Origin of the sequence: Marinomonas sp. MED121 (assembly GCF_000153025.1) — a bacterium.
Classification (GTDB): Bacteria; Pseudomonadota; Gammaproteobacteria; order Pseudomonadales; family Marinomonadaceae; genus Marinomonas.
On the sequence record NZ_CH672429.1, the window covers coordinates 958260 to 979374 of the forward strand.

A 21115-nucleotide genomic window follows, 5' to 3' on the forward strand; every position below is an offset into this window, starting at 1 on the left:
CTATCCATAAGCCAGAATAAGGTCAATCAAGGCAATAAAGATGCGCTTTATGATTACGACAAAGCCATGAATAGAACAAAAAGTAGCTGAGCAAATAAAACGTCACTCACCCCTATGCTTAACACTCTTATTTTTAATAAAGAACAGGGCTTTGGCATCAACTTGAGCCAGGCTAATCCAACCTATTTGCTCTGAAGTCACACTCTGCTCACCATCACCTTGTAGCCAAAGCCCCTTTTTTGGGCAGGTCTTGGCCACGCGTTTAATAATATGACCATACTCTGGGTGCCTTACTAAAACGAGATCATCAATACTCACAGCGATAAATAAGCGAGATGCGATAACAAAGTCACCTGAACGTAAAAAGGGCAACATACTGTTGCCCTTTACTTCATAAAAGCAGAGAAAGCCTTTCATAAAAACATTAACTTATATCGCATCAAGTTTTGGGTAAACCACCACTTCAGAAGGTAAATAAGGCGCAATTGCCTTATAGGTAGCCACCCCTTTCGTTAACCAAAAGGCCTCAGCAAATTCGTTTACCAAGGTAAGTAGGCCCAAAGCATCATCACGTGACACACCTTGTTTTGCTTTTGACGCTTGCAACATAATCTGGTGAACAAGCTCATGAACATGAGGCACTTGATCAAATTGAGGCTGTTTAAAGTAATCTCCCCAAATAACCCTTACCTCTTCTTTTACCTTAAGGCCGTGGGCTTCTTTTTCATTCACTAAACGAATGAGCTGAGCTTGATCCTTGATCGATAAACTCTCTTTAGCATCCAATTCATTGATCAGATCAAGCAGGCGAATCATGGTTAATACGGCTATTTGAGCGGTCGCTGGATCATAAATTTTACACGGGATATCACAGTGGGCAGACACAGTTGCAACCCTGGTGTTACCCACTAATTTTTTAGTAATGGCATGCAACATGACTAGTCTTCCTCTTTATTAGATGATGAGAATTTATTCTTAACACTGAAGAAAACCCCTACTACAGCCACACCAAGAATGGCAACAAGAGTCAAAGCATGAATAGGGTCACTTAACCAATGGCTATGATCATGTCCTGGGTGAGCAAAGGCGGTACTTGACACTAACCCTGTAAGTGCAATTAATTTAGAAAGCAAAATAGAACTCCTTCTTAATTTGAGTGACATTAATGTAGACGAATAGACTGATGGCACTGGGATGACAAGGTCTCTAAAGACACTTGGAAAGTCGATAATTTAAGATCGGAGATCTCATGTTGATTAGCCTGTAAAAACCGACACCATTCATTATGTAAGTGAGAAACCCCATGCAGAATGGCCTCTGCTTGAGTATCTGTTAGGGACTTTTTAGATCTGGCTGCAATTAAAAAACTTAAGGCATTATCAAAACACGCCCGTGCCTTAATAAAGTTGTACAGTGCAATATGATTGTCTATCGCATTAAAATAGCTCACCAAGACAGCAGCAATGGCACGATCAGCATCCTGATCAAACAAATGCTCAAAATGACGTTTTGAAAAAAGTAATGCAGAAGTATTCAAATCCAATGCATCTTGATAAGCATTTTCTTGAAAGGCTTTTTTGGCATGTCGCATTAACTCTTCCCAATGAAAAATAGGTACATCCATAACAACTCACCCAACAAATGATAACGAGAATGATTATCACATTCATTTGAATTGAGTTCAATAACCTATTTCAACACTGACTTTCTATTAATTAAGTGCAAAGTAACACCTGCTTGACGTTGTTCCCAGATGTCTTAAAGGAGTTGGCTAAGAAGCGCTGAGCTAATCAAAATACCTTAAGCACTGGCATTAACATCCAACTCAAAAGAAAAGAAATGCTCTTCCTCCAAGATGATTTGATAGCCTAATGTTTGATAAAATTTCACCGCTCGCTGGTTTTCAATAAAACAAGATAAAGTGATTTTGTTGCAGGTATTTTGTCTTGCAAGCTGGCCTAAATGGTTCATGACTTCAGCGCCTAACCCGCGACCTTGATATTCTGGCAATATAATCACCAGATGCAGGTGCAACGAGCGCTCTAATGCCGAGTCTGAAGAAGGCTCCAAAAAAGAGCCTAAATACTTAAAGCACACCATGCCAACCCTGTCATCACCATCATAAAGCCAGTGATACCAAGCAGGCTCATAATCATTTCGTAAGCGGGCTTGCTGAAATTCATCATTCCAACCATACACAGCATCCACATAGGGAAATAACGCATTTTTCACCATTGGAAAAATCAGTTCAAACTCATCTTCTTTAACTTTTTCGACCCGAATTAGCATTCTGGTTAACCTCCTTGAATTAGGTTACTCTTCCTTAAGCACTTGTTTTAATTAACCTATTTTTAAATAGTTAAGGCAAGCACTCAATTACAATAAAAGGAATATCAATGTCAGTCACACCACCAACACAAATGACATTTTTTGAGCGTTTTGAAGCCGACATATTATCAGGTAAAAAAACCATTACCCTAAGAGATGAATCCGAATCAGACTATCTTGCTAATACTTATGTTGAGGTCAAAACCTTAGAAGAGGACCGCTTCTTTTGTCGAGTTAAAATCTTAGCTGTTGAGCCAGTGCGCTTTGCTGAACTCAATGATTTTCATGCCAAACAAGAAAATATGACCTTGCCTGAGCTAAAAGCCATTATCCAAGAGATCTACCCAGGCATTAGCCAGCTTTACATGATATCTTATGAGTTAGCTTAAGGCTTTAAACTTATCTGATAGCAGGCATTTTGTAGTGCCCCAGAGCAGCCTAGGGCACTGACAAGGAAAGTCTGTTTAACAACAAGTTTCCTATTCATCACACTATCACTTACATGCTCACCTTTGAGCCAGACTCATTTTTCATTCACTTGATACTTGCCATTGGTACGTATGTAAATAGTGACATCAGTCTCACTATTATTCATCATTTGATGAGTAAAGCTTCCCTCTGATTCAAGGTAGCTAGCCGCTTTTAGTATTTGTGATGTTTCCAAGTCTTTGGAGCTATATTCAACCTCCCCCGAAATCACGACAGCGCGGAACTCACTCGCTGTTGTCGTTATACTGCCCTCAAAACCTGAAGCTAGCTTAAGCATTGAACCACCCATTGTGGACGTACTGCCCCAGACATACGTGGATAATACGCCCTTCGCTTTAATATCATGCAGGTCACTTTTATTTAACCAAACAAGGTTATTTTTATGCAGGTTTAAAGGCCGCTCTCCATTATCAAACTTTTCTGTTGATGGTTTAACAAGATAAGGGCCAGAATCTATTTCAAGGTAAATCAGGTTAGTTTCACCGTTTGCTGCGGTTGTATGATCTTCCCCTGCTGGTTGAGTCCAAAACGAACCGGTTGGCATCCACATTTTTTCAGCTTTCGGATCATCGTTATGTAACAGGCCATCAATCACTATGCCACGATAAGTGATATTGTGAATATGTGGTGGTGACTCAAACCCCTTCTTAAAACGGACTAACATGCCAGTGGCTGTGCCTGTTGTTCTATTCCCCCAAAGGTCTGCAGCACCTGGACTCAAAGCTCCCCGTAAAGGGTTCAAGTAACCCCATTTAATATCATCTGATGCAACCACTTTTGAAGTGCCTTCAGCGGCGAATACCGGTGAAGAAACAAATACCGTCACCAATGCAAATCTGGATAGTTTTTTAAGAATTTTCATATTTCACCCTGTGTCATGATTATGATTAAAATTCTATGCTGTGCTATTCATCTGATAAACAGGCAAATGTTCAATAAACTTTCGCCAAAATGTGGATAATAAACATTAATTTCCGCGTATGATTCATCTAATTTACATGAGAAATTTATGAAGATTGCAGACCTACAAGTACTCATAAAAGTGGCTGAACTCCATTCAATCACAGCGGCGGCAAACCAGTTAGACATGAGCTCATCTGCTGCAAGCGTTGCCTTAAAACGCATAGAAGAGTCACTAGGGGCGCAGCTTTTTGTCCGTACGACACGTCAAATCAGGCTCTCCCCCGAAGGCGAACGCTATCTTCCTATCTGCCAGCAGGCGTTAGATTTACTCCAACAAGGCCAGATGGCAATTAATGAAGAGCTTCAATCAATTAATGGTGAAGTGAAAATGGCCATGTCGTCAGAAATGGGCCGAAACTTAATGCGTATCTTGCTCAATGACGTAATGAGTAAACACCCTAATCTGAAGCTGCGTTTACATGTGAGCGATAGCAGAGTGGATTTTTATCGAGATGGGGTCGACGTTGCTTTACGAGCAATGACAAAAGAAGCCGTACAAAACCTAAATTTATATGGTTTTAAAATCTGTAATATTCCACACTTTTTATGTGCTTCTCCTAGCTATATCTCAGAGTTTGGAGCACCAGATACACTAGAGGAATTATCAGAGCACAACACCTTACTTTATAAGCTTTACGAGGTGATGCACGATGCTTGGGAGTTCTATCAAGGTGAAGATAAGTACAAAATTAAAGTTAAAAGCGACCGCGTTGTGAATGATGGCGATATCGTACGCCGCTGGTGTGTTGATGGCGTTGGCATTGCTAAAAAATCGGCAATCGATGTATCACAAGACTTACTTGCTGGGCGTCTTAAAAGGATTCTGACTGACTATCAGATCCCCATGACTGAAATGTGGTTAGTCCTGCCTAGTCGTCAGTTAATCTCACCTGCCATTCGCCTCATTCGAGACGAGTTAAAACAAAGTGTGAATGAGTTAAGAGAAAAACTGATTAACGCCGCTATTCTTGAAGAAGAGGAATGGCCTAAATCAGATTAATACCGCCCTTATCCATTGCCCACCGCTCTATTATTCATGGCCCTTGCGAAGTGAAAGATGATGTCTTTATCGGCTTCAACTCAGTGGTGTTCAATGCCCTAATCGGTAAAGGCTGCGTGATTCGCCATAACTGTGTTGTCGATGGGCTCGACCTACCTGAGAGCTTCCATGTACCGCCTATGACCAACATAGGCAAAGGTTTCGACCTTAACAGCATCTCCAAAGTACCCCCTGAATATTCAGCCTTCTCTGAATCTGTTGTCTCAGCCAATCATACCCTAGTACAAGGTTATAGAAGAATCGTCAACGAACTTTAAGTGCTTTTCTTCCTCTACACTCATTCCCATACATTGTGGGAATGAGAGGTTAGTGACACTCTAGAAGCAATATAAGGCTACAGAGAGTTCTAGATTCCCCAAAGCTATTTACTGGATGCCGCAAGCCCAACACCAAAGCTCACAAACACACCGCCGCTTATTTTATTTAAGACAGAGCTTCCCTTGGAAGACGCTCCCTTTGAAGACGTGATTTTGGAAGACGTTTCCTTAGAAGACAAGAGTCGTGATTTAGCAAACGACGCAGAGGCCGCATAAACGGAGTGAATCATAATCACCAACAGACTAAACGTAACCGCTAATAAAAAAAACTGCGGAGCATACGCCTGATCCGAATCGATAAATTGAGGGAATATTGACATGAAAAAGATCACGGCTTTTGGATTAGACACAGACACTAAGAAACCTTCTATATAGCACTTCACAAAGGAACCACCTTGCCCCTTCACCTGAGTCTGGCCCGCACTCTCACTGCGAAACATTTTGATGCCAAGGTAAATCAGATACACAGCACCACCAAGTTTGATCATATTGAACGCCACCGCCGAACTCGCTAATACTATGCCTAAACTCGTAGCCGAGATAATAGCCACTAATAAAATAGCTGAGGCAATGCCCAATATTCCCGCCAAGGTTCTCACCAACCCCCTTTGAATTGCATTATTCAGGGTGAGCATCACCGCAGGGCCGGGTAAAAGAATCGTCACAATTGCAATGCCGACATAGATTAGATAGTTTTCCATACATTCTCCTTGAGGTATGAGGTGTGAGACCCAAAATAGCAGCTAAGCACTGCTTTAACTTATTAAGTGTAAATGAGCTTTGGCAGTTCCTTCATTGAGCTAAAGCTTACCACCGAAGGGTATTCAAGAGCTTCATTAAACCGATTAAAAAATAGTGTTTTCATCCCTGCTTTATAGCCTGCCTCAACACCAACAGGGCCATCATCAATGACAATACAACTTTCTGGTTTGAATCCCATACTATTCGCTGCATATAAGAAAATACCAGGATCAGGCTTCCAGATTTTCACCTCGTATGAACTATAAATGTTACCTTCAAAGTACTTGGTCAAACCGCATACTCTCAAAGCTTGATTAATTTTGTGTACCGGACCACTCGATACTACCGCTTTGGGTTGCGATAGATTCTTTAACGCTTCCTCGATATGGTCCACAGGCTTTAGCTCAGTGCCAAAAAGCTCTGTCACTATCGCGCGGTAACTAGCAACAAAATCATCAGGCAAAACCAATGCATATTCGATCGATAATGTGTCTAGCATGCTTGCTAGCTTCCAGCCTCTGAACCTTAAAACAAGTTCATCTGCATCCAGTTTTATGCCTAACTCTTTAAACTTGATGACAAGCCCAATATTACAAAGCCGCTCGCTGTCCACCAAGGTTCCATCGTTATCAAATAAAAGGCATTGATTCATAGCGACCACTGAGACTTAAAACTAAAAACATTTAATTACTACATCCAAAACTTAAGGGCTTCACTCTATTTTATCTTTACTTTCCACATAGCTTTATTTCAACCTTCTTTGTAGCGTTTTCAATCTTCTTGCTAAAAATTACGCTATTAGAGCCATTTTGTGGAAATGCCAAAATATATGATTTGGCTTTCGTAAATCCTTCAATAGCAGAATAAGCTTCGACTAATGCGTACTTTCCATACCATGAATAGGATGCCTTGATAGGAGTAATACAATCACCACGCTGGTATTTGGAATTATTATCACTGGCCCACGTAAATATAGAAGTAAGAGCCATCAGGCCAAAAACTAGAATTTTTTTCATCAAAATCTCATGTATTTAACGTTTTGTTGAGAATCTTATCATTCTGAGAGCTAAGCAAAATTAACTCGGGTTAGTGAGTTCACCTAAACTTTCTGTTATCAGCATTGCTCTACTTCTGCACGGTAACTCTCTGAACCGACGGCTATTTCCCATAAGTAGCCATCAGGGTCAGAGAAGTAACCTGAAAAGCCACCCCAAAACACAGCTTGTCCTTCCTTAACAATTTTCCCACCCTTTGCTTCGGCACAACTCAATAAACGAAGAACCTCATCAGACGAATCGACATTTCTAGCGAGGGTAATACCCGCAAAACCAGAACTATTAGGCTCAACACCAACATCTTTCGCTAACTCAGATTTCGGATATAGCGCCAACTCAGGCCCATCAACATCCATGAAGACAATTTCATCTGATTTATAGTCAGTGCGCTCTAAACCAAGCACAGCCTCATAGAACTGAGCTGACAATTCGATATCTGATACACCTAGTGTAATGATTGATAGTTTTCTCATTCTTACTCCAAGTACATACATCTTGTTAATGAAGGGTAAAATAGTTGGCTAAGCTGAATAGCGAAGTGAAACCAAGTTACAAAGGATGTCTTGTTAGAGCTACAATTTTTGCTCCTATACACATAACGCCTAAATCAGCGTCACCTGGATTTACTTGTTAGCTGCCGCTTTTTGTTAACTTATGCCAGCCTTTAGATTGCTCTACAATTTCCAGAAAACGGAGGTTTAGAGTTGACTTATACAATCTGACTGGATTTTCATCTATGTCTTGATCCACCAAGTGCTGCTTCTCTTTAGGTATATTTACTTCTTCACCATAACTCTCAGCCATTAGCCTTACTTTATCGATGATTATTAACCACTGCATAGCATGTTCAGGTGATAAACTGACAGCAAGCGGTAAGGTATGCCTAAAGTCTTCTGTCCTTGTGTAGGCAGTTTGCATTGCAAATTTTAGTGATAGAAATTTGGAATTATTGCTCTTTAGTTTGGATATTTGATCATCAAACCAAACAGTATTTAATGTACTTTTATCCACATGAGAAATAGCAGTTTCATGACCAAATATTCTACACCGTTCATAGGAGTCAAGAATTGATGCTATAAGTGAATCAAGCAGATCTATCGTTTTTTCTTCTCTGCGTTTTCTTGGAAGAAAATCAATAAGAATGTAGAAAATATACGCAGAAATAAGACCTATGAGTAAACCACTAGAAATGTTCTTTAAGCTTTCGCTGCATAATATGTTTTCGATAGCCGTATCTTTGAGGACGGGAAGTAATGGTAGTTGAAGCTCGACAATAATTAGTACCAAAAAAGCCATAATCACAGGAAGGAATAACTTTCTCTCTTTCTTGTCGTTCAGTAATATCAATATAAGGTTTACTCCGATGTTTGACGCCACATTAAGGTGTGAACGGCGCTTGGCTACACTTGAGCGAAGCGAAACCGCCAAGCGTTCCGAATCACTCTTAAATGCTTTGTTAACTGTATTGTTTTAAGCGATGAGCTTCAAGTTGCCATGAGTTCACATCTGGTTTGCAGCCTAACACCTCAACACCCTGGTCAGCCCAACCTTGCAGAATATTTTGAAATTCACTTTGGGTGAAATTCTTGAAGTGCGATACCTGTTTATAAGCATGACGACCAATGTAAACTTTAACAAAGGATTCTTTAGGAATACTTAAGCAAGGAATTGTGCGCCCCTCACTTTCGATTAATATCTGACTCCAATTACCAGAACTGTTAGTAAACTGCTTAGCTCTGCGTTTGCTCACACAGTTCCCACGTTCATCGGTAATATCTTTGACAACCCTAACTTCTTCCTCATAACCCCATTCTAATGACTTATGCAAAAACGCACGTGACAGCAAGTTGAAAGAGTGAGGCTCAAAATAAGACAATGCGGGATTATCAACCCAAAAGTTTTCGGAGATCTCTATATTCACAGCATGTGATGGCTTAGTGGCTGAATATATGACATCACCAAAATTAGCAGGAATTGAAGACGTTTCAGAATTTAGTAGACCTGCTTTTTCACAGTCAATACCGATCACGACACCTGTATGAGATTGACCATAATGAGACCACATCAATGAGTTCAATGGTTGCCTCGTTAATGACAGTACACCGAACCTCGGCGATAGATGCTCTTTAATTGCATTAACAACGAGATTGTCTGTCATACCGTGATTGTCAGGTGCGCAAATGGAAGTACATTCAAATGGATCATTAAGGTCTAGCACTCGGCTAAAGCCTAAAGTCGATGACTCAATCATAGAAATTGCAGCTTGAAAACCGACATACTTATATAAAATCATACTGTTACCACTGAATTCCAATACTGCTTAATTAAGCCATTTTAAAAAAGATTAAACACAACATCATCTGAATATCATTCACTTCGTTTTGTTTAACATTTTAGAGTTGGGATGCTAGAAATTCTCTTAAAATAACGGCTAATTTTACAGTGCTCAAATTAGAGTGGGTCCGATTAGTAATTGTGACCAACGGGAGCGATTGCTGCGGCTTGTTATATACCAAACTGTTCAACGGCATGCTCATAAATGGGCCTATATTTACTAAAAATTGGCAGTACATACCTAACAGCTTCTTTCTCTGCGTGGTCATGCCAACCAAAGTAATCTTCAGCTATGTATAGCTCTTGCTGCTCTTCTTTGGGCAATTCTAAATCAAGATCAAAGAGTATTCGCGCTATAGCATCGTACAAAGACAGCCGTTCTTTTGAATACTTACTCGCAGCTTCCCCAGCAAGAAAGTCTTGAGTTGGCTCCCCATACACTTGGAAGTCGTTGCTTATTAACTCAATGATCTCAGACACGTCACTTGCCAAAGATATTTTCTCAATAAATGGATCAACCCCTTCATCTGTGTATTGGGAGTAGGCCCACTCGATAGCTTTCTCATAAGACATAGAGTTCATCTTTAAGAGATAACTGAGAACATTATATTCGGTTGCACTATGTTTCATTTTGGTTACGTATAACGCCTTACTAATGGCCGCAAAAATGCTTGGCTAAAATTTGCGACGAAGGAGCACAAGCCAAGCGTTTTGCGTCCTTTTGAGTAACTTGTTAGGGTTGCTTTTTACGAATTGGGAAATAGTCATTTCCGTCATTCATAAAATCAGGCAAACCTTTTGATATATCTATTGTTGTTTTTTCTCTTTCGCCCTTGGAGAAATCCAGAGAGTTTCCAATAACTCTCGGCTTTGCAATCGCATAATACTGCGCATATTGTTTAAAACCCTTAGTAAAAAAGATTAAACGCCAAGTTCCCCTGCAACTAGATGCTCCCCACGAAGTATCTATATATGTAACGTAAAGCTCCTGACTACCAGCAACAACTGAACCAAGATAGTAAAATCTCTCTTGCCAGAATTCACCATCTTCCCACGCTCCAAGTTCAGTATTTTTTGCCGCTTCATATAACTTTGAAGCTAGAGGCTCTTCACCAAACGTAAACCTTTCACCAGTATTTTCGCAAGGATCAGAAGCTAAGGCTTGAAAGCTAAAGAGTAGAAAAATTAATGCCAATCTCAACAGATACTCCAGTAACCCTAACGCCCGCAACAGCGGACGTGTTTTAAGTTGATGTAGCGAAGCAAAAGCAGCTTAAAACCGTTCCGATGATTGTGTTTGTTAAGTGCTTTTTGACACATATATTACACCACTTCCACGGCTTGTATCTGCATGCACCCAGCTGGCATTTTCATAGCGAAGATACCCTTCATCCGCATTAGCCATTGTGCGCCATGAATTTATAAGCCCCAGGAATCTATCAAGGTCAAAGTTTTTAGCATCAATATCCTGAGGGAAGATGGTAATCTCAACATCAATATCGCCACTTTCAGTTACGCACAAAAATATCTGAAATTTATCAATGATGAAGTTTGGGCCCTCACCAACTATTTGTATATATGAAGATTTAGACAACCCTATGATAGTTTCCAATACTGATTCAGAGCTAAGCTCTAGGCCGTCGTTGCCATTTGCAGATATATTTTGAAATCTTTTATAGAACCAAGCAACCAATTCAGAGACTGCAACTCTATCTGCTGAGATTAAATTAAAGTCTCTACAGCTTCCATCGCAATCTAGGATACCTTCTTGAATCTGGCTAATACTATGAATCATAGGATAGACACCTAACAATTAAGTGTTATTGCGTGGCGAAGCCACGATTATAACCATCTGTTGAACGGCCGCTTCTTTATATAGGGAATTTGCTTTTTTCATGATGTGACCTCCCTGTTTTCTGCGGTGTATATTAAAGCCCTTATTGAGCCTCTTTTCAGTTTAGAAAAGGCTGATTACAACCCCTCCTAACCGTTCTTACTTATTTATTTCAGTATTTGTATCACTATGCTGATCGTTAGACAAGCCAATCCCCTCAGCGCTATCTGCCTGATAGTATTATCTTTATTTCTATTCACTTAGCTTTAGTCATCCAGAATTTAATCTTGCTTGCTTCCATCGACTTGAGATCACTTCACCCATGTAATGTGCGGATGCATCACCATGAGCTCAAGCATTGCGAGTAAAATTCAATTCTATGCCAGCAGAGCTGGCGGGTATGCATTCCCACGAAGGATCATGGGAACGAGAACATAGAGAGCCACTTCTGTAGTGGAATAGGAAGCGGGATGGGATCATCAATGACTCTGTGGTTATCAAGAAATTCTAATCATTGCTATAGATAAGGTTTAGTGGTTGAAGTCATCTTGATAACGACCCCTTTGATCCCTTAGCAGCATCAAGCTACCATCGGCGATGCGTTGTTATCTCAACCTTTTGCCTAGTAAATTTTAGACAAAAAAAAGCCTGATCATAAGATCAGGCTTTTTAGATTTTAATCTTGATAACGACCTACTCTCACATGGGAACTCCCACACTACCATCGGCGATGCCACTTTTCACTGCTGAGTTCGGGATGGGATCAGGTGGTTCAATGACTCTATGATTATCAAGAAATTCTGTTTGTCAGAACAAGCTCTGTTTGTGGCTTATTCATTGACGAATTTGCTTATGCTTTAACAATACTTTTTGAATAGTCTCTAGTCTTTTCAGTCTAGAGCGACGATAACCAAGCCTCAAACCAGCTTGTGATATTTTACCATCATTCTAAATCGTAATATAACGCTAAACCATTTTGGCGTTATATGGTCAAGCCTCACGAGCAATTAGTACAGGTTAGCTCAATGCCTCACAGCACTTACACACCCTGCCTATCAACGTCGTAGTCTTCAACGGCTCTTTAGGGAACTTAAAGTTCCAGTGAGATCTCATCTTGAGGGAGGCTTCCCGCTTAGATGCTTTCAGCGGTTATCCCGTCCGAACGTAGCTACCCGGCAATGCCACTGGCGTGACAACCGGAACACCAGAGGTTCGTCCACTCCGGTCCTCTCGTACTAGGAGCAGCTCCTCTCAAATCTCAAACGTCCACGGCAGATAGGGACCGAACTGTCTCACGACGTTCTAAACCCAGCTCGCGTACCACTTTAAATGGCGAACAGCCATACCCTTGGGACCGGCTTCAGCCCCAGGATGTGATGAGCCGACATCGAGGTGCCAAACACCGCCGTCGATGTGAACTCTTGGGCGGTATCAGCCTGTTATCCCCGGAGTACCTTTTATCCGTTGAGCGATGGCCCTTCCATACAGAACCACCGGATCACTAAGACCTACTTTCGTACCTGCTCGACGTGTCTGTCTCGCAGTTAAGCGCGCTTTTGCCTTTACACTCTTCGCATGATTTCCGACCATGCTGAGCACACCTTCGTGCTCCTCCGTTACTCTTTGGGAGGAGACCGCCCCAGTCAAACTACCCACCACACAGTGTCCTCGATCCCGATTAGGGACCTGAGTTAGAACCTCAAACATACCAGGGTGGTATTTCAAGAGTGGCTCCACCCGAACTAGCGTCCGGGTTTCAAAGCCTCCCACCTATCCTACACAAGTAGGCTCAAAGTTCACTGTGAAGCTATAGTAAAGGTTCACGGGGTCTTTCCGTCTAGCCGCGGATACACAGCATCTTCACTGCGATTTCAATTTCACTGAGTCTCTGGTGGAGACAGTGTGGCCATCGTTACGCCATTCGTGCAGGTCGGAACTTACCCGACAAGGAATTTCGCTACCTTAGGACCGTTATAGTTACGGCCGCCGTTTACTTGGGCTTCGATCAAGAGCTTCGCCTAAGCTAACCCCATCAATTAACCTTCAAGCACCGGGCAGGCGTCACACCCTATACGTCCACTTTCGTGTTTGCAGAGTGCTGTGTTTTTAATAAACAGTCGCAGCCACCTGGTATCTTCGACCAATCTCAGCTTAAGCAGCAAGTGCCATCACCAAAATCGGCGTACCTTCTCCCGAAGTTACGGTACCATTTTGCCTAGTTCCTTCACCAGAGTTCTCTCAAGCGCCTTGGTATTCTCTACCTGACCACCTGTGTCGGTTTGGGGTACGGTTCCCATATATCTGAAGCTTAGAAGTTTTTCCTGGAAGCATGGCATCAACCACTTCACCCAAAAGAGGGCTCGTCATCAGTTCTCGGCCTTAAAGGCAACCCGGATTTACCTAAGTCACCAGCCTACCGCCTTAAACACAGACAACCATCGCTGTGCTGGCCTAGCCTTCTCCGTCTCTCCATCGCAATATATGCAAGTACAGGAATATTAACCTGTTTCCCATCGACTACGCATTTCTGCCTCGCCTTAGGGGCCGACTCACCCTGCCCTGATTAACATGGGACAGGAAACCTTGGTCTTCCGGCGGGGGAGTTTTTCACTCCCCTTATCGTTACTCATGTCAACATTCGCACTTCTGATACCTCCAGCCTGCCTTACAGCTTGACCTTCAACGGCTTACAGAACGCTCCTCTACCATGCCTAGTAAACTAAGCATCCGTAGCTTCGGTGTACAGTTTAGCCCCGTTATATCTTCCGCGCAGGCCGACTCGACTAGTGAGCTATTACGCTTTCTTTAAAGGATGGCTGCTTCTAAGCCAACCTCCTAGCTGTCTAAGCCTTCCCACATCGTTTCCCACTTAACTGTAACTTTGGGACCTTAGCTGACGGTCTGGGTTGTTTCCCTTTCCACGACGGACGTTAGCACCCGCCGTGTGTCTCCCGTAATTGCACTCATTGGTATTCGGAGTTTGCATGGGGTTGGTAAGTCGGGATGACCCCCTAGCCCAAACAGTGCTCTACCCCCAATGGTGAGATACGAGGCGCTACCTAAATAGCTTTCGAGGAGAACCAGCTATCTCCGAGCTTGATTAGCCTTTCACTCCTATCCACAAGTCATCCCCGCATTTTTCAACATACGTGGGTTCGGTCCTCCAGTTAGTGTTACCCAACCTTCAACCTGCCCATGGATAGATCGCCCGGTTTCGGGTCTATTCCCAGCAACTATACGCCCTATTAAGACTCGGTTTCCCTACGGCTCCTCTATTCGATTAACCTTGCTACTGAAAATAAGTCGTTGACCCATTATACAAAAGGTACGCAGTCACGGAACAAGTCCGCTCCCACTGCTTGTACGTACACGGTTTCAGGATCTATTTCACTCCCCTCACAGGGGTTCTTTTCGCCTTTCCCTCACGGTACTGGTTCACTATCGGTCAGTCAGGAGTATTTAGCCTTGGAGGATGGTCCCCCCATATTCAGACAGGATACCACGTGTCCCGTCCTACTCGTTTTCATTAAAAGGGCATTTTCGTATACGAGGCTTTCACTCTCTACGGCGGCACTTTCCAGAGCCTTCTACTAACACCAATCTAACTTAAGGGCTAATCCCCGTTCGCTCGCCGCTACTTAGGGAATCTCGGTTGATTTCTTTTCCTCCGGGTACTTAGATGTTTCAGTTCCCCGGGTTCGCCTCGTATGGCTATGTATTCACCATACGATACCCGCAAGCGGGTGGGTTTCCCCATTCGGACATCTCGGGATTAACGCTTGTTTATCAACTCCCCCGAGCTTCTCGCAGATTACCACGTCCTTCATCGCCTCTGACTGCCAAGGCATCCACCGTGCACGCTTGGTCACTTGACCATATAACCCAAAAGGGTCTATATACCAACGAGCTTTTGTGTCTCGCTGGATTTACGATTTGAAACCACACTAGGTTAAAGTGTGCTTCCACCGGTTTGACGCTTGATTATCGTCTTTGAAACAAAAAATAAGATCATATAAATACAATCAGATTCTGTGTTTCGATCTATTCAAAAAGTTAAATTGTTAAAGAGCAATTAGCGCAAAGCGCTAAGTCAGGTACTGTTGTTTTAATCTTTCGATTAAACAGCAACTTGCTTAGCGTTTTCTGCTTCGACTTAAAAAAGCCTGTCTTAAAAAGAGTTACCAGATAATTTGTGTGAACACTCACCAGAGCTTCATATCGTTTAAGGAGGTGATCCAGCCCCAGGTTCCCCTAGGGCTACCTTGTTACGACTTCACCCCAGTCATTGACCACTCCGTGGTAACCGCCCTCCCCGAAGGGTTAAGCTAGCTACTTCTGGAGCAATCAACTCCCATGGTGTGACGGGCGGTGTGTACAAGGCCCGGGAACGTATTCACCGTGACATTCTGATTCACGATTACTAGCGATTCCGACTTCATGGAGTCGAGTTGCAGACTCCAATCCGGACTACGACGCACTTTATGGGATTCGCTTACTCTCGCAAGTTCGCAGCCCTCTGTATGCGCCATTGTAGCACGTGTGTAGCCCTACTCGTAAGGGCCATGATGACTTGACGTCGTCCCCACCTTCCTCCGGTTTGTCACCGGCAGTCTCCTTAAAGTTCCCGACATTACTCGCTGGCAAATAAGGACAAGGGTTGCGCTCGTTACGGGACTTAACCCAACATTTCACAACACGAGCTGACGACAGCCATGCAGCACCTGTCTCATAGTTCCCGAAGGCACTAAGGCATCTCTGCCAAATTCTATGGATGTCAAGAGTAGGTAAGGTTCTTCGCGTTGCTTCGAATTAAACCACATGCTCCACCGCTTGTGCGGGCCCCCGTCAATTCATTTGAGTTTTAACCTTGCGGCCGTACTCCCCAGGCGGTCTACTTATCGCGTTAGCTTCGCCACTAAGTCATTACAACCCAACGGCTAGTAGACATCGTTTACGGCGTGGACTACCAGGGTATCTAATCCTGTTTGCTCCCCACGCTTTCGCACCTCAGTGTCAGTATCAATCCAGAGTGTCGCCTTCGCCACTGATGTTCCTTCCTATATCTACGCATTTCACCGCTACACAGGAAATTCCACACTCCTCTATCGTACTCTAGCCTGCCAGTATCGGGTGCAATTCCAAGGTTGAGCCCTGGGCTTTCACATCCGACTTAACAAACCACCTACGCGCGCTTTACGCCCAGTAATTCCGATTAACGCTTGCACCCTCTGTATTACCGCGGCTGCTGGCACAGAGTTAGCCGGTGCTTCTTCTGAAGGTAACGTCACAGATATTACGTATTAAGCAACACCCTTTCCTCCCTTCTGAAAGTGCTTTACAACCCTAGGGCCTTCTTCACACACGCGGTATGGCTGGATCAGGCTTGCGCCCATTGTCCAATATTCCCCACTGCTGCCTCCCGTAGGAGTCTGGGCCGTGTCTCAGTCCCAGTGTGGCTGATCATCCTCTCAGACCAGCTAGAGATCGTCGCCTTGGTGAGCCTTTACCTCACCAACTAGCTAATCTCACGCAGGCTCATCTAATAGCGAAAGGTCCGAAGATCCCCTCCTTTCCCCCTAAGGGCTTATGCGGTATTAGCCTGCGTTTCCACAGGTTGTCCCCCACTACTAGGCAGATTCCTACGCGTTACTCACCCGTCCGCCGCTCGACGCCTGTAGCAAGCTACATCGTTTCCGCTCGACTTGCATGTGTTAAGCCTACCGCCAGCGTTCAATCTGAGCCATGATCAAACTCTTCAGTTTAAAATCATTGCTCACTCAAATCTTTACTGCTGACTTTAAAACTCGATCCAAACTAATGGATCAAACATAAAGCGTTTTAGTATCGACTCTCGTAAGACTTCTAAATTTTTTGTAGTCATTCGAACATCAATTACAAAGTAATTAACAACTCGAACAACTTGCTGAAGTCTCTAGCGAGTGCCCACACAAATTATCTGATTAACTATTTTAAAGAGCGTCTGACTTATCTGTATTAGATAGTGAGTTACTTGGTAACTTGTCGATGTAAGCTTTGTTTGCTACCCCGTGTCAGCGAGGGCGTATATTAATGACTGGTAGATTTAGTGCAAGTGTTTTTTACATTAATTTTAATTTTTTTAAAATTAATCCTAAGAAGCAGAGGAATCACTAAAAATGGTGTAAACCAGAGGGCTATTTCTGAATCTGCCTTAATTTGCCACCATAGATGAGCCAAGATAGCTAAACCCGCTAGATAAGAAAGTTTGTGTAATGACTTCCAACGTTTACCCAACTTTCGAACCATGGCTTTAGGACTGGTAATCGCTAAGGCCGTTAATATCACAAATGCCAGCACACCAATATAAATATAAGGGCGCTTTAATAGATCCTCTTGAATCCAGCTAACGTTAAAGCCTGCATGTAAAACCAAATAGGCAAGTAGATGAACTAAGGCATACCAAAAAGCCGCTAAACCAATAAAGCGACGATAACGATTTATCACCCTTAAAGCTTTTAGCTTTTTTGTTAAAGGCGTAATACTTAAGCTCATACAAATAAAGACACCGGCCCAAATACCACTTAAGGTCATAAAAGGTTCGGCTGGATCAGGAAAATATCGCCCACTTAAAAGCGAATAGACTAACCAAATAAAAGGCGCACAAAATACCACTAGTACATATGGTTTTTCTTTTCTGTCCCACATAAGCCTAACCTCTTTCTTTTGACCAATATAAATTAATAGTTCTTAACTAGGCTCATGCCTTTATAAAGGTCAGCAACTTCTTCTTGGTAACCATTAAACATTTGTGTATCAATCACATTAGGGAAGAGCAATCCCCCTGGTAAACGTCTTTCTTGTTTTTGTGTCCATCTAGGATGATCAACACCCGGATTCACATTGGCATAAAAACCATACTCTTGTGGTGCAAGTAGATTCCATGTGGTTTCTGGCATGGTTTCAACAAAGCGGATTTTGACAATAGATTTAATACTCTTAAAGCCATACTTCCATGGCACAACCAAACGGATTGGTGCGCCATTTTGATTGGGTAAAACACTGCCATACATACCCACACTCAAAAAAGCCAAATCATTCATAGCTTCATCAATACGTAAGCCTTCTCGATAAGGCCATTTTATATTGCCGCCATTTTGTCCAGGAAACTGTGAAGGATCGTATAAGGTTTCAAAGTAAACATATTTCGCTTTTGAGTTAGGCTTAAACTTTTTAAGTACGTCGCCAAGTGAGATACCTACCCAAGGAACCACCATGGACCAAGCTTCAACACAACGCAGTCTATAAATACGCTCTTCTAGCTGATGCTCTTTAATAATATCTTCTAGGGCAAAAGTACCAGTGATATCCGCTTCTCCTTCGACTGTGATATTCCAAGGATCAGGCTTAAAGTTTTCTGCACGCTTGGCTGGGTCACCTTTTCCATAACCAAATTCGTAGAAGTTGTTATAGGTAGTTGCGACATCAAAAGGCGCCACTTTTTCACCGACACCAAAGCTAGTCTCTTTAATGTTATTAAAGTAAGGCGCTAAAGAGGCAGGAGGTGTAATCAAGTTACCTTGTTGCAAACCAGCAAAGACACTTGATGTCCCTGATAAAGCCGCAATCGATAAGGCTGAATTACGCATAAATTGACGACGACTTAAATAAACAGCTTGGTCTGTAACTTGATGCTCACTAACGTCGGATGCTTTCTTAATTTTTATCAACATGGTCATTCCTCATAATCTCTATAAGTTGACCTGCTTTTACCTCAGGGGTTCAAATTATTTACTTACAATTTACTGACACTTCCCATTCATTTTTATTTTAAAGACAATTTAAAAGCAAAAAACCTGCTCTAGGCAGGTTTTTTGATTAACACATGACAGGCTTTAGCTAAGTTTTCGCATCATATAGCCAATCAAACCTGAAAGGCCATAAATCACAAAAACACTGGCTAAAATTAAATCTGGCTCAATTGTCACTAAGACTAAAAGCAATACCACAGCCACCAGCTTGATAAAGGAAACCTTGCCCTTCATATTCAAATCTTTGAAACTGCGATATTTCACATTACTCACCATTAGAAGACCAACGGCGGGCACCACAAATGCCATCAAATATTTGATATCGTCTGGGGCAACACCTTGACTATTTGCAGCCCAAATAATACCCGCTATGATCGCAGCGGCTGCTGGGCTGGGTAAGCCAGTAAAGTAACGCTTTTCCTCTACTCCTAACATGGTATTAAAACGAGCAAGTCTTAAGGCCGCACCCACGACATAAATAAATGCAGCCACCCAACCTATTTTACCAAGCGGTGATAGCACCCAAGTAAAGGAAATTAAAGCAGGCGCAACACCGAAAGAAACCATGTCAGAAAGGGAGTCATACTCAGCACCAAATGCACTTTGGGTACCCGTCATTCGAGCAACACGTCCATCCAGTCCATCTAATATCATAGCGATAAAGATAGCGACTGACGCATGTATGAAGTCTCCATTCATTGCAGCAATAATGGCATAGAAACCAGCAAATAAAGCCGCCGTCGTAAAGAGGTTAGGCAAAAGATAAATCCCTTTGTGGGGGGGCTTTACTGATGCTTTATCATCATTACTTAGGTTTTCGTCAATTGGCTCTGCCTTTTTTTCAATCGGCATTTCTGTCACTTTACTCATCTAATATCTCTGCTGATTTGTGATCTTATTATAGTTGTGCAAATGCTTTTTTCGCAGCGGCGATGGTGAACTCAATGTCCTCATCCGTGTGAGCTTGAGAGATAAAACCCGCCTCAAAAGCAGCTGGGGCAAAATACACCCCCTCTTGCAGCATAAGGTGGAAGAATTTTTTGAATTTTTCAGCATCACAAGCCTGCATCTCTGCAAATGAAGTAATGCGATCAGCATCTGTAAAGAAGAAGCCAAACATGCCACCCACACTCACTGAGTGAAATGGCACCCCCGCGTCATCGGCAGCAGCCTTTAGGCCTTGCATGAGTTTTTCAGATTTAGCCGTTAGTGTCTCGTGAAAACCAGGTTCACTGATAAGGTTAAGTGCCGTTAAACCTGCCGTCATCGCTATCGGATTACCTGAAAGTGTTCCCGCCTGATAAACAGCCCCCAGTGGCGCAATATGCTCCATGATGTCGCGACGTCCACCAAAAGCACCTACTGGCATACCAGCCCCAATTACCTTACCTAGGGTGGTAAGGTCGGGTTTGATATTGTATCTCTCTTGTGCGCCACCGAGTGCCACACGAAACCCCGTCATGACCTCATCAAAAATCAGAACCGCGCCCGATTCATCACATACAGTTCGTAATGTCTCAAGGAAACCTTCAATAGGCGGAATGCAATTCATGTTACCCGCAACAGGCTCAACAATAATGCAGGCAATTTCACTACCTATTTCTGCAAAACACTGCTTTACACTGTCAATGTCATTATATTGCAAAGTGACAGTATGCTGAGCCAGATCAGCCGGCACACCCGGTGAATTTGGAATCCCAAGGGTTAATGCACCAGAGCCAGCTTTTACTAATAAAGAGTCAGAGTGTCCATGGTAGCAACCTTCAAACTTAACAATCTTGTCACGTTTGGTATAACCACGAGCCAAACGAATGGCACTCATGGTGGCTTCTGTCCCAGAACTCACCATGCGAACCATGTCCATAGAAGGTACCAGCTCGCAGACTTTTTCAGCCATATCAATTTCAATTTCAGTCGGTGCACCAAAGCTCAGACCTAGATCCATTTGCTCACGGATTGCATCTAATACGGCTGGGTGAGAATGACCGATAATCATAGGCCCCCAAGAACCGACATAATCGACATACCTTTGATCATCTTCATCATAGACATAAGCGCCCTGCCCTTTTTGAAAGAAGACAGGTGTTCCACCGACACCATTAAATGCACGCACAGGTGAATTGACACCGCCAGGGATACGCTTTTGTGCTCTTTGATATAACTCTTCAGATCGGCTCATAACTCTCAACTCTAACAATTAAAATGAA

At 42.8% G+C, this 21115-nt stretch carries 22 protein-coding genes and 3 rRNA genes; 3 read left to right on the plus strand and 22 right to left on the minus strand.

What is annotated here, in order from left to right:
• Positions 1 to 102: 102 nt before the first annotated feature.
• The 5 genes from MED121_RS04350 to MED121_RS04370 all read right to left on the minus strand — a co-directional run bounded on the left by MED121_RS04350 (position 103) and on the right by MED121_RS04370 (position 2289).
• Complete coding sequence (locus tag MED121_RS04350) at positions 103 to 417, minus strand: S24/S26 family peptidase (RefSeq protein ID WP_009832400.1); 315 nt, start codon at positions 415 to 417, stop codon at positions 103 to 105.
• Positions 418 to 429: 12 nt separating this feature from the next.
• On the minus strand, positions 430 to 936 hold the full coding sequence (sodN, locus tag MED121_RS04355) for a superoxide dismutase, Ni (protein ID WP_009832401.1): 507 nt from the start codon (positions 934 to 936) through the stop codon (positions 430 to 432).
• 2 nt (positions 937 to 938) lie between these two features.
• Complete coding sequence (locus MED121_RS04360; RefSeq protein WP_036178703.1) at positions 939 to 1133, minus strand: hypothetical protein; 195 nt, start codon at positions 1131 to 1133, stop codon at positions 939 to 941.
• Between the two features lie 29 nt (positions 1134 to 1162).
• Complete coding sequence (locus MED121_RS04365; protein WP_009832403.1) at positions 1163 to 1624, minus strand: hypothetical protein; 462 nt, start codon at positions 1622 to 1624, stop codon at positions 1163 to 1165.
• 176 nt (positions 1625 to 1800) lie between these two features.
• Complete coding sequence (locus MED121_RS04370) at positions 1801 to 2289, minus strand: GNAT family N-acetyltransferase (protein ID WP_009832404.1); 489 nt, start codon at positions 2287 to 2289, stop codon at positions 1801 to 1803.
• Between the two features lie 107 nt (positions 2290 to 2396).
• Here MED121_RS04370 and yqfB point away from each other — a divergent pair, with 107 nt between their 5' ends.
• Positions 2397 to 2717 (plus strand): N(4)-acetylcytidine aminohydrolase, encoded by a 321-nt coding sequence (gene yqfB, locus MED121_RS04375; RefSeq protein WP_009832405.1) that lies wholly within the window; start codon positions 2397 to 2399, stop codon positions 2715 to 2717.
• 134 nt (positions 2718 to 2851) lie between these two features.
• On the opposite strand, the gene MED121_RS04380 is transcribed toward yqfB, so the two are convergent.
• The gene (locus MED121_RS04380) at positions 2852 to 3679 is read right to left on the minus strand and encodes a DUF4437 domain-containing protein (protein ID WP_009832406.1); all 828 of its coding nucleotides are present in this window, start codon (positions 3677 to 3679) and stop codon (positions 2852 to 2854) included.
• 147 nt (positions 3680 to 3826) lie between these two features.
• Here MED121_RS04380 and MED121_RS04385 point away from each other — a divergent pair, with 147 nt between their 5' ends.
• On the plus strand, positions 3827 to 4780 hold the full coding sequence (locus MED121_RS04385; protein WP_009832407.1) for a LysR family transcriptional regulator: 954 nt from the start codon (positions 3827 to 3829) through the stop codon (positions 4778 to 4780).
• A 50-nt stretch (positions 4781 to 4830) separates the two neighbouring features.
• The gene (locus MED121_RS04390) at positions 4831 to 5097 is read left to right on the plus strand and encodes a carbonic anhydrase (RefSeq protein ID WP_009832408.1); all 267 of its coding nucleotides are present in this window, start codon (positions 4831 to 4833) and stop codon (positions 5095 to 5097) included.
• Positions 5098 to 5201: 104 nt separating this feature from the next.
• Here MED121_RS04390 and MED121_RS04395 read toward each other — a convergent pair whose 3' ends face one another.
• The 16 genes from MED121_RS04395 to hemL all read right to left on the minus strand — a co-directional run bounded on the left by MED121_RS04395 (position 5202) and on the right by hemL (position 21087).
• The gene (locus tag MED121_RS04395) at positions 5202 to 5858 is read right to left on the minus strand and encodes a LysE family translocator (RefSeq protein ID WP_009832409.1); all 657 of its coding nucleotides are present in this window, start codon (positions 5856 to 5858) and stop codon (positions 5202 to 5204) included.
• Between the two features lie 62 nt (positions 5859 to 5920).
• Positions 5921 to 6550: an HAD-IA family hydrolase gene (locus tag MED121_RS04400; protein ID WP_009832410.1), complete on the minus strand. Its 630-nt coding sequence runs from the start codon at positions 6548 to 6550 to the stop codon at positions 5921 to 5923.
• A gap of 76 nt (positions 6551 to 6626) precedes the next feature.
• Positions 6627 to 6914 (minus strand): hypothetical protein, encoded by a 288-nt coding sequence (locus MED121_RS04405; RefSeq protein ID WP_009832411.1) that lies wholly within the window; start codon positions 6912 to 6914, stop codon positions 6627 to 6629.
• A 98-nt stretch (positions 6915 to 7012) separates the two neighbouring features.
• Complete coding sequence (locus MED121_RS04410) at positions 7013 to 7426, minus strand: VOC family protein (RefSeq protein WP_009832412.1); 414 nt, start codon at positions 7424 to 7426, stop codon at positions 7013 to 7015.
• A 157-nt stretch (positions 7427 to 7583) separates the two neighbouring features.
• Complete coding sequence (locus tag MED121_RS04415) at positions 7584 to 8300, minus strand: hypothetical protein (RefSeq protein WP_116371583.1); 717 nt, start codon at positions 8298 to 8300, stop codon at positions 7584 to 7586.
• 109 nt (positions 8301 to 8409) lie between these two features.
• On the minus strand, positions 8410 to 9246 hold the full coding sequence (locus tag MED121_RS04420; RefSeq protein WP_009832414.1) for a DUF2971 domain-containing protein: 837 nt from the start codon (positions 9244 to 9246) through the stop codon (positions 8410 to 8412).
• Positions 9247 to 9458: 212 nt separating this feature from the next.
• The gene (locus MED121_RS04425) at positions 9459 to 9860 is read right to left on the minus strand and encodes a hypothetical protein (RefSeq protein WP_242603172.1); all 402 of its coding nucleotides are present in this window, start codon (positions 9858 to 9860) and stop codon (positions 9459 to 9461) included.
• A gap of 160 nt (positions 9861 to 10020) precedes the next feature.
• On the minus strand, positions 10021 to 10488 hold the full coding sequence (locus MED121_RS04430; protein ID WP_036178707.1) for a hypothetical protein: 468 nt from the start codon (positions 10486 to 10488) through the stop codon (positions 10021 to 10023).
• A gap of 99 nt (positions 10489 to 10587) precedes the next feature.
• Complete coding sequence (locus MED121_RS04435; RefSeq protein WP_009832417.1) at positions 10588 to 11082, minus strand: hypothetical protein; 495 nt, start codon at positions 11080 to 11082, stop codon at positions 10588 to 10590.
• Positions 11083 to 11801: 719 nt separating this feature from the next.
• Positions 11802 to 11916: ribosomal RNA gene (rrf, locus tag MED121_RS04440) — 5S ribosomal RNA — on the minus strand.
• Between the two features lie 191 nt (positions 11917 to 12107).
• Positions 12108 to 14996, minus strand: a 23S ribosomal RNA gene (locus MED121_RS04445).
• A 348-nt stretch (positions 14997 to 15344) separates the two neighbouring features.
• A 16S ribosomal RNA gene (locus MED121_RS04450) occupies positions 15345 to 16883 on the minus strand.
• Together the 16S, 23S and 5S rRNA genes form the textbook arrangement of a ribosomal RNA operon.
• Before the next feature lie 304 nt (positions 16884 to 17187).
• Positions 17188 to 17805 carry a protein-methionine-sulfoxide reductase heme-binding subunit MsrQ gene (locus MED121_RS04455; protein ID WP_009832418.1) on the minus strand — a complete coding sequence of 206 codons (618 nt, stop codon included), beginning with the start codon at positions 17803 to 17805 and terminating at the stop codon, positions 17188 to 17190.
• A 32-nt stretch (positions 17806 to 17837) separates the two neighbouring features.
• Complete coding sequence (gene msrP, locus MED121_RS04460) at positions 17838 to 18830, minus strand: protein-methionine-sulfoxide reductase catalytic subunit MsrP (protein WP_036178711.1); 993 nt, start codon at positions 18828 to 18830, stop codon at positions 17838 to 17840.
• Positions 18831 to 18992: 162 nt separating this feature from the next.
• Positions 18993 to 19778, minus strand: a complete 786-nt coding sequence (pssA, locus tag MED121_RS04465) for a CDP-diacylglycerol--serine O-phosphatidyltransferase (RefSeq protein WP_009832420.1) — start codon at positions 19776 to 19778, stop codon at positions 18993 to 18995.
• A 28-nt stretch (positions 19779 to 19806) separates the two neighbouring features.
• A complete protein-coding gene (gene hemL / locus MED121_RS04470; RefSeq protein ID WP_009832421.1) occupies positions 19807 to 21087 on the minus strand; it encodes a glutamate-1-semialdehyde 2,1-aminomutase in 1281 nt (426 codons plus the stop codon).
• Between the last annotated feature and the right edge of the window lie 28 nt (positions 21088 to 21115).